The sequence below is a fragment of the Microbacterium sp. NPDC078814 genome (genome assembly GCF_040702645.1).
GTDB lineage: Bacteria > Actinomycetota > Actinomycetes > Actinomycetales > Microbacteriaceae > Microbacterium.
Genome location: NZ_JBFBLT010000001.1, coordinates 246135 through 261403 on the forward strand (window position 1 = coordinate 246135; position 15269 = coordinate 261403).

At 71.0% G+C, this 15269-nt stretch carries 15 protein-coding genes and 1 pseudogene; 10 read left to right on the forward strand and 6 right to left on the reverse strand.

The features are described 5' to 3' along the window. Positions 1 to 32 precede the first annotated feature (32 nt). Positions 33 to 1673, forward strand: a complete 1641-nt coding sequence (locus AB0300_RS01255; RefSeq protein WP_025105530.1) for a DNA repair helicase XPB — start codon at positions 33 to 35, stop codon at positions 1671 to 1673. A 15-nt stretch (positions 1674 to 1688) separates the two neighbouring features. Here AB0300_RS01255 and AB0300_RS01260 read toward each other — a convergent pair whose 3' ends face one another. Next, complete coding sequence (locus tag AB0300_RS01260; RefSeq protein WP_172400106.1) at positions 1689 to 2696, reverse strand: type II CAAX endopeptidase family protein; 1008 nt, start codon at positions 2694 to 2696, stop codon at positions 1689 to 1691. Between the two features lie 119 nt (positions 2697 to 2815). Between AB0300_RS01260 and AB0300_RS01265 the strand changes: the two genes are divergently transcribed. The 3 genes from AB0300_RS01265 (at position 2816) to AB0300_RS01275 (ending at position 5675) form a co-directional block, all read left to right on the forward strand. After that, on the forward strand, positions 2816 to 3508 hold the full coding sequence (locus AB0300_RS01265; RefSeq protein WP_025105529.1) for a response regulator transcription factor: 693 nt from the start codon (positions 2816 to 2818) through the stop codon (positions 3506 to 3508). A 61-nt stretch (positions 3509 to 3569) separates the two neighbouring features. Then, positions 3570 to 5261 carry a HAMP domain-containing sensor histidine kinase gene (locus AB0300_RS01270; RefSeq protein WP_085606199.1) on the forward strand — a complete coding sequence of 564 codons (1692 nt, stop codon included), beginning with the start codon at positions 3570 to 3572 and terminating at the stop codon, positions 5259 to 5261. A 126-nt stretch (positions 5262 to 5387) separates the two neighbouring features. Next, a complete protein-coding gene (locus AB0300_RS01275; protein ID WP_085606201.1) occupies positions 5388 to 5675 on the forward strand; it encodes a WXG100 family type VII secretion target in 288 nt (95 codons plus the stop codon). A 72-nt stretch (positions 5676 to 5747) separates the two neighbouring features. Here AB0300_RS01275 and groL read toward each other — a convergent pair whose 3' ends face one another. The 4 genes from groL to AB0300_RS01295 all read right to left on the reverse strand — a co-directional run bounded on the left by groL (position 5748) and on the right by AB0300_RS01295 (position 9392). Continuing rightward, positions 5748 to 7367, reverse strand: a complete 1620-nt coding sequence (gene groL, locus AB0300_RS01280) for a chaperonin GroEL (protein ID WP_366215323.1) — start codon at positions 7365 to 7367, stop codon at positions 5748 to 5750. 124 nt (positions 7368 to 7491) lie between these two features. Beyond that, complete coding sequence (locus AB0300_RS01285) at positions 7492 to 8058, reverse strand: LytR C-terminal domain-containing protein (protein WP_029990089.1); 567 nt, start codon at positions 8056 to 8058, stop codon at positions 7492 to 7494. Between the two features lie 71 nt (positions 8059 to 8129). Continuing rightward, positions 8130 to 8390, reverse strand: coding sequence for a DUF3263 domain-containing protein (locus AB0300_RS01290; RefSeq protein ID WP_085606204.1), 261 nt, complete (start codon positions 8388 to 8390; stop codon positions 8130 to 8132). A gap of 9 nt (positions 8391 to 8399) precedes the next feature. Beyond that, positions 8400 to 9392 carry a DUF2332 domain-containing protein gene (locus AB0300_RS01295; protein WP_338566516.1) on the reverse strand — a complete coding sequence of 331 codons (993 nt, stop codon included), beginning with the start codon at positions 9390 to 9392 and terminating at the stop codon, positions 8400 to 8402. 72 nt (positions 9393 to 9464) lie between these two features. Here AB0300_RS01295 and msrB point away from each other — a divergent pair, with 72 nt between their 5' ends. Next, entirely contained in the window at positions 9465 to 9869 is a 405-nt protein-coding gene (msrB, locus tag AB0300_RS01300) for a peptide-methionine (R)-S-oxide reductase MsrB (RefSeq protein ID WP_025105523.1), read from the forward strand. Then, positions 9866 to 10396: pseudogene (locus AB0300_RS01305) on the forward strand (nitroreductase family protein); the annotation flags it as partial. The gene msrB and the pseudogene AB0300_RS01305, both read left to right, overlap by 4 nt. 149 nt (positions 10397 to 10545) lie before the next feature. Here the strand turns inward: AB0300_RS01305 and AB0300_RS01310 are convergent. Further along, positions 10546 to 11460 (reverse strand): DMT family transporter, encoded by a 915-nt coding sequence (locus tag AB0300_RS01310; RefSeq protein WP_338567241.1) that lies wholly within the window; start codon positions 11458 to 11460, stop codon positions 10546 to 10548. A gap of 164 nt (positions 11461 to 11624) precedes the next feature. On the opposite strand from AB0300_RS01310, the gene AB0300_RS01315 reads away from it, so the two are divergent. The 4 genes from AB0300_RS01315 to AB0300_RS01330 are packed head-to-tail and all read left to right on the forward strand — an operon-like array spanning position 11625 to position 15269. Beyond that, complete coding sequence (locus tag AB0300_RS01315) at positions 11625 to 12536, forward strand: ABC transporter ATP-binding protein (protein ID WP_025105520.1); 912 nt, start codon at positions 11625 to 11627, stop codon at positions 12534 to 12536. Next, positions 12533 to 13357, forward strand: coding sequence for an ABC transporter permease (locus AB0300_RS01320; protein ID WP_366215324.1), 825 nt, complete (start codon positions 12533 to 12535; stop codon positions 13355 to 13357). The genes AB0300_RS01315 and AB0300_RS01320 overlap by 4 nt, the downstream gene beginning before the upstream one ends. An 8-nt stretch (positions 13358 to 13365) precedes the next feature. After that, positions 13366 to 14604 (forward strand): histidine kinase, encoded by a 1239-nt coding sequence (locus AB0300_RS01325; RefSeq protein ID WP_366215325.1) that lies wholly within the window; start codon positions 13366 to 13368, stop codon positions 14602 to 14604. Further along, entirely contained in the window at positions 14601 to 15269 is a 669-nt protein-coding gene (locus AB0300_RS01330; RefSeq protein WP_366215326.1) for a response regulator transcription factor, read from the forward strand. The genes AB0300_RS01325 and AB0300_RS01330 overlap by 4 nt, the downstream gene beginning before the upstream one ends.

The following is a 15269-nucleotide window of genomic DNA, read 5'->3' on the forward strand; positions in this document are numbered from 1 at the left end:
CGTGCGGCCAGGGGCCGGTAGACTGGTCAGCTATGTCTGATGGCCCCCTGATCGTCCAGAGCGACCGCACCGTGCTCCTCGAGGTCGCCCACGCCGACGCCGAGAGCGCCCGTCACGAGCTCGCGATCTTCGCCGAGCTGGAGCGCGCCCCCGAGCACATCCACACCTACCGCATCACGCGCCTGGGTCTGTGGAACGCCCGCGCGGCCGGGCACACCGCCGACGACATGCTGGAGACGCTCGACCGCTGGTCGCGCTTCCCCGTGCCGCCCTCCGTCGCGGTCGACCTGCGCGAGACGGTCAACCGGTACGGGCGCCTGGTCATCGAGCGCGACGACGAGGGCGTGCTCATCCTGCGTTCGACCGACCCCGCTGTGCTGGCCCAGGTCGCGAACAACAAGCGCATCCAGCCGCTGCTCATCGGGCACCCCACGCCGGAGACCTTCGTCGTCGACGCATGGGCCCGCGGCCAGATCAAGCAGGAGCTGCTGAAGATCGGCTGGCCGGCCGAAGACCTGGCCGGCTACACCCCCGGCACGCCCCACGAGATCGAGCTGGCCGAGGACGGATGGACCATCCGCCCGTACCAGCAGGACGCGGTCGATGCCTTCTCCAAGGACGGCTCCGGCGTGGTGGTCCTCCCCTGCGGGGCGGGAAAGACCATCGTCGGCGCGGGGGCCATGGCCGCCACGAAGACCACGACGCTCATCCTCGTGACGAACACCGTGTCCGCACGGCAGTGGCGGGACGAGCTGCTCAAGCGCACCAGCCTCACGCCCGAGGAGATCGGCGAGTACTCCGGGCAGGCCAAGGAGGTCAAGCCCGTCACGATCGCGACGTACCAGATCCTCACGGCGAAGCGGAAGGGCGAGTACGCGCACCTCGCGCTCCTCGACGCCCTGGACTGGGGCCTCATCGTGTACGACGAGGTGCACCTGCTGCCCGCCCCGGTGTTCAAGCTCACCGCCGACCTGCAGGCGCGGCGCCGGATCGGCCTCACCGCGACCCTGGTCCGCGAGGACGGCCGCGAGGGCGACGTGTTCAGTCTCATCGGCCCCAAGCGCTTCGATGCCCCCTGGAAGCAGATCGAGGCGCAGGGGTTCATCTCCCCCGCCGCCTGCTTCGAGGTGCGGGTCGACCTCCCCCCGGCGGACCGCCTGGAGTACGCGGCGGCGACCGACGACGAGCGCTACCGGCTCGCGGCCTCCGCACCGGCGAAGATCGATGCGGTGCGCGAGCTGATCGCGGCCCACCAGGGCGAGCAGATCCTGGTCATCGGTCAGTACCTCGACCAGCTCGACGCGCTCTCGCAGGCGCTCGACGCCCCGCAGATCACCGGATCCACCCCGGTCGAGGAGCGCGAGGAGCTGTACCGGGCGTTCCGAGAGGGCGACATCTCGCTGCTCGTGGTGTCGAAGGTCGCGAACTTCTCCATCGACCTCCCCGAGGCGTCGGTCGCCATCCAGGTGTCCGGCTCGTTCGGCTCCCGGCAGGAGGAGGCCCAGCGGCTCGGGCGGCTGCTCCGCCCCAAGCAGTCCGGCCACACCGCGAGCTTCTACACGCTCGTGGCCCGCGACACGATCGACCAGGACTACGCGCAGAACCGGCAGCGGTTCCTCGCGGAGCAGGGGTACAGCTACACGATCATGGACGCCGAGGCGATCGCCGCCTGAACAGGGTCGCGGCGCTCAGCCGTGCATCCTCCCCGGGAGGAGATGCGTCCCGCGGGCGACGGCGGCGGGCGACGCGGTCCGGGTGATCCCTCTCCGGCGCGCCCAGCGGTCTGCGACGACGGCGAAGACGAGCATCGCCGCGGCCGAGCCCAGGAGATCCACCGGCGACCCCGAGGTGGCGTTCGCATCGACCACGGCGACGGAGCCGAGCAGGAAGATCATCAGGTTGTTCACGATGTGCAGCGCGATCGCCGCCTCCAGCCCGCCCGTCCGCCACGTGAGCCAGGCGGCGACGACGGCGAAGAGGCCGACGCTCGCCGCACCCCACACGTCGTAGCCGTGCCCCAGCACGAACAGCGGCACCGGCAGCAGGATCGCGAAGGCGGGGTGCCGGAGCCAGGTCCCGACGAGCTGCATGAGATAGCCGCGGAAGACGTACTCCTCCGCGGCGGCCTGGAACGGGATCAGCACGAGCAGGAGCACCACCATGAGCAGGAGCCCGGGGTGGGAGAAGTCCGGTGTCACCGCATCGCCGAGGGCCGCCGACCAGCCGAGCACCACGGCGAAGTAGACGACGAACACCGCGGACGCCAGCCCGAGGGTCCGACCGAGCCAGTCCATCCGCAGCCGCCCGGTGACCGACGACAGGAGCCCGACGCCTCGTCCTTGAACGACCCGCGAGGCCAGGAGCAGGGCGGGGATCATGAGGATGAGCGGGAGCACGAGCGCCACGAGGAGCCACGGACGGTCCAGCTGGAAGTACGCGGTGGTCCGGAACAGCATCTGCAGCTCGGCGCCCCACCCGGGCACCAGGGCCGACACGACCACGAGCGGCACGACGACGAGCACGAGGATCGCGAGGTAGAACGCGATGCCCAGGAGGCCGGTGAGCAGCGGCTTCCACCACCGGGGGCGCGGGCGGAGGAGCGCCAGACGGTGGTACTCGAGCCCGCGCTCGGACACCTCGGGGGACGGCGCGGACGGGGTGACGGGGGCGGCGGTGGCGTCCTCGATCGAACTCATGCCTCGATCCTCCCCCGGGCCGCCTGTGCGGCACATCCACCCGCCGACGGATCGACCGCATCCACGCCGTTCCGCAGGATAATCAGCCCGCGCATGGCCGAAGTCACCATAATGGGGTCATGACTGCTGCGCGCATCCTGGTCGTCGACGACGAGCCCAACATCCGCGACCTGCTCTCCACGGGTCTCAGCTTCGCCGGGTTCCAGGTGAAGACGGTGGCCAACGGCGCCGCCACGATCTCCGCCGTCCTCGAGGAGGAGCCGGACCTCATCATCCTCGACGTCATGCTCCCCGACATGAACGGGTTCAGCGTGACCAAGCGCCTCCGCGGCGCCGGATTCACCGCCCCCATCCTCTTCCTCACGGCCAAGGACGGCACGGAGGACAAGATCGAGGGCCTGAACGCCGGCGGCGACGACTACGTCACCAAGCCGTTCAGCCTGGACGAGATCGTCGCCAGGGCCCAGGCCATCCTCCGCCGCACGATGCAGGCCGACGAGGAGTCGATCATCCGCGCCGGCGAGCTCTCCATGGACCAGGACACGCACGACGTGCACGTCGGCAAGGAGCCGATCGACCTGAGCCCGACCGAGTTCAAGCTCCTCCGCTACCTCATGCTGAACCCGAACCGGGTGCTGTCGAAGGCGCAGATCCTCGACCACGTCTGGGAGTACGACTTCAACGGCGACGCCGGCATCGTCGAGAGCTACATCTCGTACCTGCGTCGCAAGATCGATCCGCACACGGAGGAGTCGCTGATCCAGACGAAGCGCGGCTTCGGGTACATGCTCAAGGTGGGCAAGACGGTCTGAGACCGTCGAGCCCGCACCCGCCGTCCCCGGACGGCATCGCCGCCGCACGAGGGAGGACCGCATGGCGCACAAGCCGGATGCGGTCACCGCCTGGTGGCGGCGCATCAGCCTCCGTGCCAAGGTCACCGGCGTCACGGTCGCCGTGCTCGCCCTCGGTCTCCTCGTCGCCGGGATCGGGACGGTGCCGCTGCTGCGGAACGCCCTGGTCGAGAACATCAACGCGCAGCTTCCGGCACTGGTGACCAGCGACCTCGTCGACCGGTACTTCGACACCACGACCATCGACGGCGTGACCACGTACACCCCGCGGGACGAGAAGCCCCGCGACTTCTCCTTCGCGATCTACGATGCGGAGGGCGCCCTGCGTGCGACGGCCCCCAGCGCCTCCGGTCGTGCCCCGGTCTTCCCCGCGGAGTACTCCCTGTCGGACGCCCAGGCGAACGAGGATCAGGTGCTCGCCCTCGAGGACACGGACGGCCGGGTCTACCACGCCGCCGCGGCCGTCGTGCAGCAGGAGGGCGACCCGCTGAGCATCCAGATGGTGGCGCTCCCCCTCGCCGAGGCCGACCGCATCATCAGCCAGTACTTCGGGATCTACATCACCATCGCCCTCATCACGATCCTCGTCGCGGCTCTGCTCACCCGCGGACTCGTGACGCTGACGTTCCGCCGGCTCGGGCAGGTCGAGCAGACCGCCATGTCGATCGCCGCCGGCGACTTCCGGCAGCGGCTCACCGACCTGGAGCCGACCACCGAGGTCGGGCGCCTGAACGCGGCCATCAACACGATGCTCGATCGGGTGGATCGCTCCCTGGCCCAGCGCGATCGCACCGTGCAGCACATGCGACGCTTCATCGGCGACGCCAGTCACGAGCTGCGCACTCCGCTCGTCAGCGTCCGCGGCTATGCCGAGCTGTATCGCATGGGCGCGATCAAGGGCGAGGAGGACACCGCCAGGGCGATGGAGCGCATCGAGAAGGAGGCGATCCGCATGGGCGTCCTCGTGGAGGACCTCCTCGCGCTCGCCCGACTCGACGAGGAGCGCGAGCCGCAGATCGTCCCGCTCGATCTCCGCCCCATCGCGCGCGATGCCGCCCTCGACGTGCGGGCCGCAGCTCCGGGCCGCACGATCTCCGTGATCGACCGCACGCTCGAGAACGTCCCGACCACACCCATCCGCACCCCGGTGGTGCCCATCGCCCCGGAGCCCGCGCCGAAGCCGCGCCCCCGTGCCACCCTGTCGCGCCTTCGTCGCCGCGCGCGGCCGCAGGAGCAGCCGCCGGCCATCGACTTCACCGAGGTCGCCGACATCCCGGTGCGTACACCGCCGATCGTGCTCGGCGAGGAGAACAAGGTCCGTCAGGTCGTCACGAACCTCCTGGGCAACGCCCGCCGCTTCTCCCCCGAGGACAGCCCGATCGAGATCGTCGTGGACTCCGACCGCACGGCGGGCACCGCGAGCATCTCGATCGTCGACCACGGCGAGGGTGTCCCGCCGCAGATCCGGGAGCAGATCTTCGAGCGGTTCTGGCGAGCCGACACCTCCCGCGCGCGGGAGACCGGCGGCTCCGGCCTGGGACTGGCGATCGTCGCCTCCATCCTCAAGGCGCTCAACGGCGACATCGCGGTGTCGGAGAGCCCGGGAGGCGGCGCCACCTTCACCGTCACGCTCCCGCTCGCCCCCGCGCGCTCGACCCCGGAGCATCTCCTCGAGGACACGCAGCCGCTGGAGCGGCTCGACGACCTCCCGTAGGCACTCGCTCCTGCACAGATCTCTCGCGGCGCGTCCCTTCTCCCGGCTTCCGGACCGGACGCGGTCTCGCCTCTCCGACGGCGCTGCAGCCCCCGTACCGTCGGAGCTTCCTCGAAGGGAGATCCCATGACCGTCTTCACCGTCGACACCGACGCCGTCCACGCGGCAGAAGCCGCGACCCGCGCCACCATCGAGCGCCTGCGCGCCGAATCCGCCACGCTCATGTCTCAGCTCCGGCACCTGCAGACCGCGTGGGTCGGCACGGCCTCGGCCGCCTTCCAGAGCTGCGCCGAGGAGTGGCAGGGCGCCCAGCAGCACGTCGAGCTCGTCCTGGACGGTATCGGCACATCGCTCGGCGCCGTGGCCACCCAGTACGCCGAAGCGGATCAGTACTCGGCGAGCCTCTTCCGCTGAGGGACGCAGAAAGCCCCCGGCCGGAGCCGGGGGCTTTCTGCGTGAGACGGGGTCTCTGAACCTCTCAGAGGATCAGAAGTCCATGCCGCCCGTGGGGTCACCCGCGGGAGCAGCAACCTTCTCGGGCTTGTCGGCGACGACGGCCTCGGTCGTGAGGAACAGGCCGGCGATCGACGCGGCGTTCTGCAGCGCGGAACGCGTGACCTTCGCCGGGTCGATGATGCCCTGTGCGAACATGTCGCCGTACTCGCCGCTGGCGGCGTTCAGGCCCTGGCCCGCGGGGAGCTCGGAGACCTTGTTGGCGACGACGCCCGGCTCGAGACCGGCGTTCAGCGCGATCTGCTTCAGCGGAGCCTCGATCGCGACGCGCACGATGTTCGCACCGGTCGCCTCGTCGCCCTCGAGCGAGAGAGCGTCGAGCGCCTTCGTGCCGGACTGGATGAGCGCGACGCCACCACCGGGGACGATGCCCTCCTCGACGGCTGCCTTCGCGTTGCGGACGGCGTCCTCGATGCGGTGCTTGCGCTCCTTGAGCTCGACCTCGGTCGCCGCACCGGCCTTGATGACGGCCACGCCACCGGCGAGCTTCGCCAGGCGCTCCTGCAGCTTCTCGCGGTCGTAGTCGCTGTCGGTGTTCTCGATCTCGCGACGGATCTGCGTGACGCGACCCTCGATCTGGTCGGCCTCGCCGGCACCCTCGACGATCGTGGTCTCGTCCTTGGTGACGATGACCTTGCGCGCACGGCCGAGCAGGTCGAGCGTGGCGTTCTCGAGCTTCAGGCCCACCTCTTCGGTGATGACCTGGCCGCCCGTGAGGATCGCGATGTCCTGCAGCTGCGCCTTGCGACGGTCGCCGAAGCCGGGAGCCTTGACGGCGACCGACTTGAAGATGCCCTTGAGCTTGTTCAGCACGAGCGTCGCGAGAGCCTCGCCCTCGACGTCCTCGGCGATGATGACGAGCTCCTTGCCGTCCTGGATCACCTTGTCGACGATCGGCAGGAGGTCCTTGATGTTGGAGACCTTCTGGTTCGCGATGAGGATGTACGGGTCCTCGAAGACGGCTTCCTGGCGCTCCGGGTCCGTGACGAAGTACGGGTTCAGGTAGCCCTTGTCGAAGCGCATGCCCTCGGTGAGCTCGAGCTCGGTGCCGAAGGTCTGCGACTCCTCGACGGTGACGACGCCCTCCTTGCCGACCTTGTCGATGGCCTCGGCGATGAGCTCGCCGATCGCGGGGTCGGCGGCGGAGATGGAGGCGGTCGCGGCGATCTGCTCCTTGGAGTCGATCTCCTTCGCCGTGCTCAGCAGCTCCTCGGTGATCGCGGCGACGGCCTTCTCGATGCCGCGCTTGAGGGAGATGGGGTCGGCACCGGCCGCGACGTTGCGCAGGCCTTCGCGGACCAGGGCCTGGGCGAGGACCGTGGCGGTCGTCGTGCCGTCACCGGCGACGTCGTCGGTCTTCTTGGCGACCTCCTTGACGAGCTCCGCGCCGATCTTCTCGTACGGGTCGTCCAGCTCGATCTCCTTGGCGATGGAGACACCGTCGTTCGTGATCGTGGGGGCGCCCCACTTCTTCTCGAGCACGACGTTGCGACCACGCGGGCCGAGGGTCACCTTGACCGCGTCGGCGAGGATGTTGAGGCCACGCTCGAGGCCGCGGCGGGCCTCCTCATCGAAGGCGATGATCTTTGCCATGAGTTTTGTCGTCCCTCCTGGACGTAGACGGTGGGTTTAGCACTCAGAGTGAGAGAGTGCTAACGCCATTCTGGCACTCGACACCATCGAGTGCAAGCCGTGCGATCCGAGAGGGATACGGGCGTCAGGGCGCGGGAGTCTCGGGCACCGACGCGGCCCGGTCGACGCCGATCACGATGGTGAGCTGCTTCTGGCCGTCCTCGGTCTGACCCGCGTAGTAATCGCTCTGCTGCACCTCGGCACCGCCGATGACGCCGGCGAGGCCCATGGCCGCCTCCTCGTCCTCGGCGCTGACGTAGTAGACGGTCGTCGTGGCGAAGTCGTCGCTCTCGCTGTCGCTGGCGAGCACCGTGTCCGCCGCCCAGCCGGCGTTGATGAGGGTGTCGCGCATCTGGTCGTCGAGGCCGTTGTCCGGGGTCGCGTTGAGGATCAGCACCGAGTAGGTCGGGTCGATCACCCCGGTCTCCTCCGGCGTGGCGACCGCGGACGGCGCGGCATCGGGGAACAGCTCGATCCGCCCCATGACGGCCAGGGCGCCGAAGATGCCGGCGATGATGAGCACGAGGGCGGCGACGAACGACCACAGCAGCACGACCCAGCCGTTCATGCCCGGGGCTTCGGCGCGGTGCGCTCCTACGCGTCCGGTGGAACGGGGGACCTCGTCGAAACGGTCACGGGGGGGCTTGGACACCCCTCGATGCTAGCGGCACGTCCCTGGCAAACCGGTCCGCGACGGGCCCGATCCGTGCGGTCGGCGTCCGCTCAGCCGGTGAAGCCGGGGATCCGCGCGGCCCGTCTGGCGCCGCGGGCGTCGCGGAGCCGACGCAGCCGCCGCACGAGCATCGGGTCGAACTCGAGCGCGGCCTCGGAGTCGATCAGCCGCCCGAGCAGCTGGTAGTACCGCGCCGCGCTCATGCCGAGCCTGCTGCGGATGACCTCCTCCTTCATGCCGCCGTGGCGGGGCCAGGCGGCCTCCAGGGCGAGGATCGCGCGATCGCGCTCCGTGAGGTGGTCTGCGGACATGCCCTCAGATTAGGTCGTCGGACGGCGATCCCCGGCGCGCCACTCCCACCACGCGCCGAGCGGATCCGCGGCGGCGCGCACGCGGCCGTCGTGCGCGACGACGAAGCCCGGCCAGGTCTCCACGGCGACCGGCGGCTCCCACACGTCGAGGAGGCCGGGAGGGTCGATCGTGACCCAGTGCGCCGGCAGTCCCGCGATCGTGGCGACGAGCTCCGTCCGCTCCGCCCGCGGGATGTGCACCAGCACCCCCGGGGTCGTGATGACCAGAGTGGCGTCCGCCGGAGCCGACGCCGCCAGATCGTCCAGGTGGGCGGCCGCGTCGCCGGCGACGAGGAGCGGAGGGTCGGCGGCGACGATGTCGAGCGCGGCGGTGATGCGCTGCTCCCTCCCCTCCTCCCCCGGCCACACGAGTGCGCGGAGCCAGCGCCGGTCGTCGGCGGCCGCCGCGTCCAGCGGGGCGAGGTCGATACCCGCGCGCCACACGACCTCGGGCAGGCGCAGCGGCGGCAGGTCTCCGGACACGGTGCTCTCCAGCAGCACCGTCGAGGGGCCGTCGAGCGGATCGAGGGCGCGGCGGACGCGTCCTTCTCCGTCGGTGAAGCGGAACGAGTAGCGATCGGGGTAGAGGCACAGGCCCGCCGCGGCGCCGATCTCCAGCAGTGCGATCGGCCCGTCGATCTCGGAGAGCACGGGCAGCAGAGCGGCGGTCCGCAGAGGTTCGTTGGTCTGCAGGGCGCGCCGGGTGCACTCGGCGACGAGCCGGTCGGCCCGCGCGAGGACGAACTCACGCCACTCCCGGTACGGTCCGTGACCGGCGCCGAGCAGGCGGGACACGGCGAAGACGAGGGGCGGCTGGCGTCGGGTCGGCGGGATCCGTCGCAGAAGCTCCCTGATCTCCGGGTCGGCGGCGACCCCGGCCGCCCACTCCGCGTACAGCGCGCTGCGCCCAGGAGCCTCCGTCGCCGCGAATCGGGCATAGCGCTCCTGCACGGCGTCGGTCATGCGTCCATTCTGACGCGAAGCGCCACCGACGCCCTCGCACGAGGGAGAATGGAGAGGACTCAGGAGGACACGATGCCCTACAGCGTGAACAAGACCGAAGACGAGTGGCGCGACGAGCTCGGCGAAGAGCAGTACGCCGTGCTGCGCCAGGCGGCGACCGAGCGCGCCTGGACGGGTGAGCTGCTCGATGAGGAGCGCGCCGGCCTCTACACCTGCGGCGCCTGCGGTGCGGAGCTCTTCAAGAGCGGCACCAAGTTCGACTCGGGCTGCGGCTGGCCGAGCTTCTACGAGTCGGTCCGGCCGGATGCGGTCGAGCTGCTCGAGGACGACAGTCTCGGCATGGTGCGCACGGAGGTCCGCTGCGCGACCTGCGGTTCGCACCTCGGCCACGTCTTCCCGGACGGCTTCGGCACCCCCACCGGTGACCGCTACTGCATGAACTCGATCGCGCTGAACTTCACGCCCGACGAGTCGTGAGCGCCCTCGACGCCGTCCGCGCACGGCAGTCCTGGTCGAAGGTCGGCGACACCGCGCCGGGGCGCGAGGAGCTGGTGACGTTCGTCGGCGCCGCCGGCCGCGTCGCCGACCATTCCTCGCTGCGCCCCTGGCGTCTGATCGAGCTGCGCGGCGCGGACCGCGAGGCGCTCGGTGCCGCGATCGCCGAGGCTCAGGGAGACGCGGAGCCGTCGACGAAGCCGCTGCGGGCTCCGCTCCTCATCGCGGTGGTCGCGAGCTACCGTCCGAGCGAGAAAGTGCCGCGCTGGGAGCAGGAGGCGGTGGCCTCCGGCGTCGCGCATGTGCTGAGCCTGCTGCTCGATGAGGCGGGGTGGGGCGTCATCTGGCGCACCGGACACTACACGCGCTCAGAGCCCGTGGCGCGCATGCACGGGCTGGGCCCCGACGAGGAGCTCCTCGGCTGGCTCTACGTCGGCGCGAAGCCCGAGGGCAAGAGTCCCGGCAGGCGCAAGACGGTCGACGCCCGCGCGCTTCTCACCCGGCCGCCGAAGCTCTCTCCGGAGGAGCGGGCGGCAGCCGAGGCGGCGGCGCAGGAGGCCGAGAGGAAGAAGGCCGAGAAGGCCGAGAAGAAAGCCCGCAAGAAGGCGAAGAAGAAGGCGAAGAAGAAGGCGAAGAAGGCCGCGAAGAAGAGCCGCTCCTAGAGCCGGCGTCGACGCCAGGGCACCGCGACCAGCACCGAGCCCACCGCCACGATGACCATCGCGATCACCTGCCACAGCGCCGGTCCCGCCTGCGCCGGCCAGAGCAGGTCGATCACGACGGACGTCACGAGCTGCCCGAGCACCGATCCCAGCCCCATGAGCAGCACGCCCGTGTGCGCGACGATGAAGGCGCCGAGCAGGATGTAGCCCGCACCGAGGAAGCCGCCGAGGTAGAGCCAGGGCTCGGTCGGCAGCGCGGCCGGCCACCCCCGCACGGCGACGCTGATGCCGGCGGCGACCGCCAGGACCAGGGTTCCCGCGATGAAGCTCATCAGGGTGGCGGCGATCGGCGACTGCACGCGCTGGGCCAGCCGACCGTTCGTCGCGGCCTGCCAGGCGATGCCGACACCGGCGGCGAAGGGCAGCACTAGCATCCACAGCGGGGCGGTCGCCAGCACATCGCCCGAGAGGGAGATCCCCACCGCGGCGAGCGCGAGCACGCCGCCCATCACCCGGCCGGGGGTCACGGCCACGACGCCCGCCGGCCCGAAGCCGATGCGGTCGAGGACGAGGCCGTGCAGGGTCTGCCCTGCCACGACACCCACCGTGAAGAGGGAGACGCCGAGGATGCCCGCCGTCAGCCCCTGGGTGGAGACGGTGAGAGCGCCGCAGGCTCCGCCGAGGAGCATCCAGAACGGGATGCTCCGGTCGCGGATGCCGCGACCGAGGCGCGCAGCGCCACCGCGCGCCGAAGGCAGGAAGGAGATGACGACGGCGAGGGCCACGAGCCCCACCGCGAAGGACAGGAAGCCGGCGACGATGCCGTTGTCGACGCGCACGCCCAGGACCCCGTTGATGCGCGCCTGGATCGCGGTCATGACCCCGATCGCGACGGCTCCCCCGAGCGCCAGAGGGGCGGGGAGGCGGCGGGCGGGAGTCACCTCTCGACACTATCGGAGCCTCCGCGGGCACCTGTCCTCCACGGCGCCGTCCTCCCGGAGGACGATCGCACCGCACCGGGGAATCGTCCTCCGGGAGGACGCGCCGCGCCCCGACGGTCCGTAGCGTGGGGACCATGATCACCGCAGAAGGCCTCACCAAGAGATTCGGGGACAAGACCGCCGTCGACGGCGTGTCCTTCACCGTGCAGCCGGGGACCGTCACCGGCTTCCTCGGACCGAACGGCGCAGGGAAGTCGACGACCATGCGCATGATCGTCGGGCTGGACCGTCCGTCGGCCGGCCGGGCGACCGTCGCCGGCCAGGAGTATCGCAAGCTCCGGGCGCCCCTCACCGAGGTCGGCGTGCTCCTCGATGCCAAGGCCGTGCACACCGGTCGGACCGCACGCGACCACCTCCGGGCCATGGCCGCCACGCACGGCATCCCGACGTCGCGCGTCGACGAGGTCATCGAGCTCGCCGGCATCGGCGCGGTCGCCCGCAAGCGCGCCGGGAAGTTCTCCCTCGGCATGGGGCAGCGCCTCGGGATCGCCTCCGCACTGCTCGGCGACCCGCACACCCTCATCCTCGACGAGCCGGTCAACGGCCTCGACCCGGAGGGCGTCCGCTGGGTGCGACAGTTCGTCCGGCATGCGGCCTCCGAGGGCCGAACGGTCCTGCTGTCCAGTCACCTCATGAGCGAGATGGCGCAGACCGCGGACCACGTCATCGTGATGGGACGGGGCAAGGTCCTCGCCGACGCTCCGCTGGCCGAGCTGGTGCGCTCCTGGACGACAAACCGCGTGCGCGTGCGGACACCCCGCCCGACCGACCTCGTGGCCGCGGTGGGCGGTCCGGACGTGGAGATCGTCAGCGCCGCTCCCGACCTGCTCGACATCGCGGGGCTCCCGGCAGCGCGCATCGGCGACCTCGCCGCGGAGCGCGGGATCCCGCTGCACGAACTCACCCCGACCACCGGGTCCCTCGAAGAGGCCTACCTCGCCCTCACCGGCGACGCCGTCGAGTACCGCACGAAGGAGCTCTCATGACCGCCGCCCCCGCCGTGACGACCCCGGCCCTCACGCCCCCTGCCGTCGACTCCGGTCGGCGCCTCACCTTCGCACGCGCCGTGCGCGGCGAGGCGATCAAGCTCATCACCCTCCGGTCGACGTGGTGGTCCATCGCGATCGCCGCCGTGCTGACGATCGGCATCGCCGTCCTCATCGCCCAGGCGATCGATGCCCCCGGGTTCGACCCGATCCAGGCCGTCGTCATGCCGATCCAGTTCACGATGCTGCTCGCCGGCATCATCGGGGCGATCTCGGTCACCGGCGAGTACTCCACGGGCATGATCCGCTCGACGCTGACCGCCGACCCGATCCGCGGGTCCGTGCTGCTGGCGAAGGCCCTCGTGCTCGCGGGCTTCCTGTTCCTGTCGTCGCTGGTCATCTTCGGCGCCGCGGCGGCCGCCGTGTCCCCCGTGGTCGCAGGACGGGAGCAGCGCATCGACTGGTCGGACCCCGCGGCCTCCGTCCTGCCGATCGTGGTCGCCTCCCTCGCCATGGCCGTCTTCGCGCTGATCGGCGTGGCCTTCGGCTTCATCCTGCGCTCGGGTGCCGGAGCGATCGCGGCGACGGTCGGTCTGCTGTTCGTCCTGCCGATCGTCGCGAGCTTCTTCGCGATGGCGGGAGAGGCCTGGGCCTGGGTGATCGACGCCTCCGCTTACCTCCCCGTCGCCGCCGCGCAGAGCGCGATCCTGCCCGGTGACACGGCGACGCTGGATGCGCCGGTCGCCTTCCTCACCCTCGGCTGCTGGGTGGTCGGCGGTCTGCTGGCCGCGTGGGCCGTCCTTCGCACGCGCGACGCGTAGGAGACCGGGTGCCGGCGAAGCGACGCGGAACGGACACGGTCCGGGAGGACGAGGGGCTGCGGCTCCCTCGTCCTCCCGGCGTGTTCCGGCGTTTCTGGGCGCGCCATCCCGTCCTCGCCGACGTCCTGCTCACCCTGCTCTGTATCGTCCTCACGATCACACCCGCCGCGCGCGTCGACGATGCCGACCGCGGCCCCGTCGGGCTCGTGCTCGCCGCCCTGCTGCCGCTCTGCGTGGTCGCCGCCTCCGCCACCCTGCTCTGGCGCCGACGGAAGCCGTGGCTCCCGGCGATCGCGGCGATCCTGCTCGACGTCTTCCTCCTGTTCACCGCGCTGCCGGGGAGCAGCCCGCTGCTGCTGTTCGCCGGCTACTCCCTCGCCGTCTACCGTTCCACCCGTGCCGCGTGGACCGCTTTCGGCATCGGCGTCGCCGCCAGCGCCTCGGGAGCCGGGCTTCTCCTCTGGGCCGGCGTCTTCACACTCCAAGAGGCGGTCAACGCCCTGCTCGGCACGGTCGTGCTCGGCCTGATCGGCACCCTGATCGGCGCGAACGTCGGCAACCGGAAGCGCTACCTGGACGCCGTCATCGACCGCTCCCGGCAGCTCCTCGTGGAGCGCGACCAGCAGGCGCAGCTCGCCGCTGCGGCGGAGCGGGCGCGGATCGCACGCGAGATGCACGACATCGTGTCGCACTCCCTGACCGTGGTCGTGGCGCTGTCCGAGGGAGCGGCCGCCACCCCGGACCGTGAACAGGCGCGCGCGGCGGCCACCTCTGCGGCGGACACCGCCCGCAGCGCGCTCACCCAGATGCGGGCGATGCTCGGGGTGCTTCGGGACGACGACGCCCCGATCCTCCTCGCGCCGGTCTCGCCCGCATCCCCGCAGGAGACCGTCGCGGCCGCGCAGCGGACCGGGTATCCGGTGACCCTCGCCACCACCGGCCACGCGGACGTCTCGTCCGATGTCGCCCACGCGCTCGGCCGGATCGTGCAGGAGGGGCTGACGAACGCGATGCGGCACGCGCCGACCGCGACCGCCGCATCCGTGCGACTCGAGTACACGCCCGCGTCCGTGGTCGTCGAGATCGTCAACGACGGCGTCGCGGGCTCTCCGGGCGAGGGAGGCTTCGGTCTCCGGGGTCTCCAGGAACGCGCCGCCCACGTCCACGGCACACTGGAGTCGCGGCCGGACGGTGCGGGCCGATGGATCCTTCGCGCCGTGCTGCCGACAGAGGAGGAGAACAGATGACATCACCCATCCGCGTGCTCCTGGTCGACGACCAGGAGCTGATCCGCCTGGGGTTCCGCATGGTCCTCGAGGCGGAACCCGACATCGTCGTCATCGGGGAGGCCGCCGACGGGAGGGCGGCGATCGCACAGAGCGCCGCACTCGCCCCCGACCTCGTGCTCATGGACATCCGGATGCCGGAGCTCGACGGGATCGCGGCGACGACCGCCATCGTCGGCGCGCATCCCGAGACGAAGGTGCTCGTCCTCACGACCTTCGATCTGGACGAGTACGCCTTCGGCGCGATCCGGGCCGGTGCCAGCGGGTTCCTCCTGAAAGACGCCCAGCGCCAGGAGATGCTCTCCGCCGTCCGTGCCGTCCATCGTGGAGACGCCGCGCTGGCGCCCCGGGTGACCCGCGTGCTGCTGGAGCACGTCGGCTCGCAGCTCGGAACCAGCGCTCTCGACGAGGTCGACGACGCCGGGTACCGCTCCCTGACCGAACGCGAGCGCGAGGTGTTCGTCGCGATCGGCCAGGGGCTCACGAACGCCGAGATCGCGGCGTCACTCTACGTCGGCGAGTCCACGGTGAAGACGCACGTCGGGCGGATCCTGGCGAAGCTCGGGGCGCGGGACCGGATCCATGCCGTGATCCTCGCGCACCGGCTCGGCCTCGTCGGTCGGTGA

What these genes read in the sequence shown, in the direction of transcription:
- AB0300_RS01255 (WP_025105530.1), top strand. Translation starts at nt 33, where the DNA reads ATGTCTGATGGCCCCCTGATCGTCCAGAGCGACCGCACCGTGCTCCTC.
- AB0300_RS01260 (WP_172400106.1), bottom strand. Translation starts at nt 2,696, where the DNA reads ATGAGTTCGATCGAGGACGCCACCGCCGCCCCCGTCACCCCGTCCGCG.
- AB0300_RS01265 (WP_025105529.1), top strand. Translation starts at nt 2,816, where the DNA reads ATGACTGCTGCGCGCATCCTGGTCGTCGACGACGAGCCCAACATCCGC.
- AB0300_RS01270 (WP_085606199.1), top strand. Translation starts at nt 3,570, where the DNA reads ATGGCGCACAAGCCGGATGCGGTCACCGCCTGGTGGCGGCGCATCAGC.
- AB0300_RS01275 (WP_085606201.1), top strand. Translation starts at nt 5,388, where the DNA reads ATGACCGTCTTCACCGTCGACACCGACGCCGTCCACGCGGCAGAAGCC.
- groL (WP_366215323.1), bottom strand. Translation starts at nt 7,367, where the DNA reads ATGGCAAAGATCATCGCCTTCGATGAGGAGGCCCGCCGCGGCCTCGAG.
- AB0300_RS01290 (WP_085606204.1), bottom strand. Translation starts at nt 8,390, where the DNA reads ATGTCCGCAGACCACCTCACGGAGCGCGATCGCGCGATCCTCGCCCTG.
- AB0300_RS01295 (WP_338566516.1), bottom strand. Translation starts at nt 9,392, where the DNA reads ATGACCGACGCCGTGCAGGAGCGCTATGCCCGATTCGCGGCGACGGAG.
- msrB (WP_025105523.1), top strand. Translation starts at nt 9,465, where the DNA reads ATGCCCTACAGCGTGAACAAGACCGAAGACGAGTGGCGCGACGAGCTC.
- AB0300_RS01315 (WP_025105520.1), top strand. Translation starts at nt 11,625, where the DNA reads ATGATCACCGCAGAAGGCCTCACCAAGAGATTCGGGGACAAGACCGCC.
- AB0300_RS01320 (WP_366215324.1), top strand. Translation starts at nt 12,533, where the DNA reads ATGACCGCCGCCCCCGCCGTGACGACCCCGGCCCTCACGCCCCCTGCC.
- AB0300_RS01330 (WP_366215326.1), top strand. Translation starts at nt 14,601, where the DNA reads ATGACATCACCCATCCGCGTGCTCCTGGTCGACGACCAGGAGCTGATC.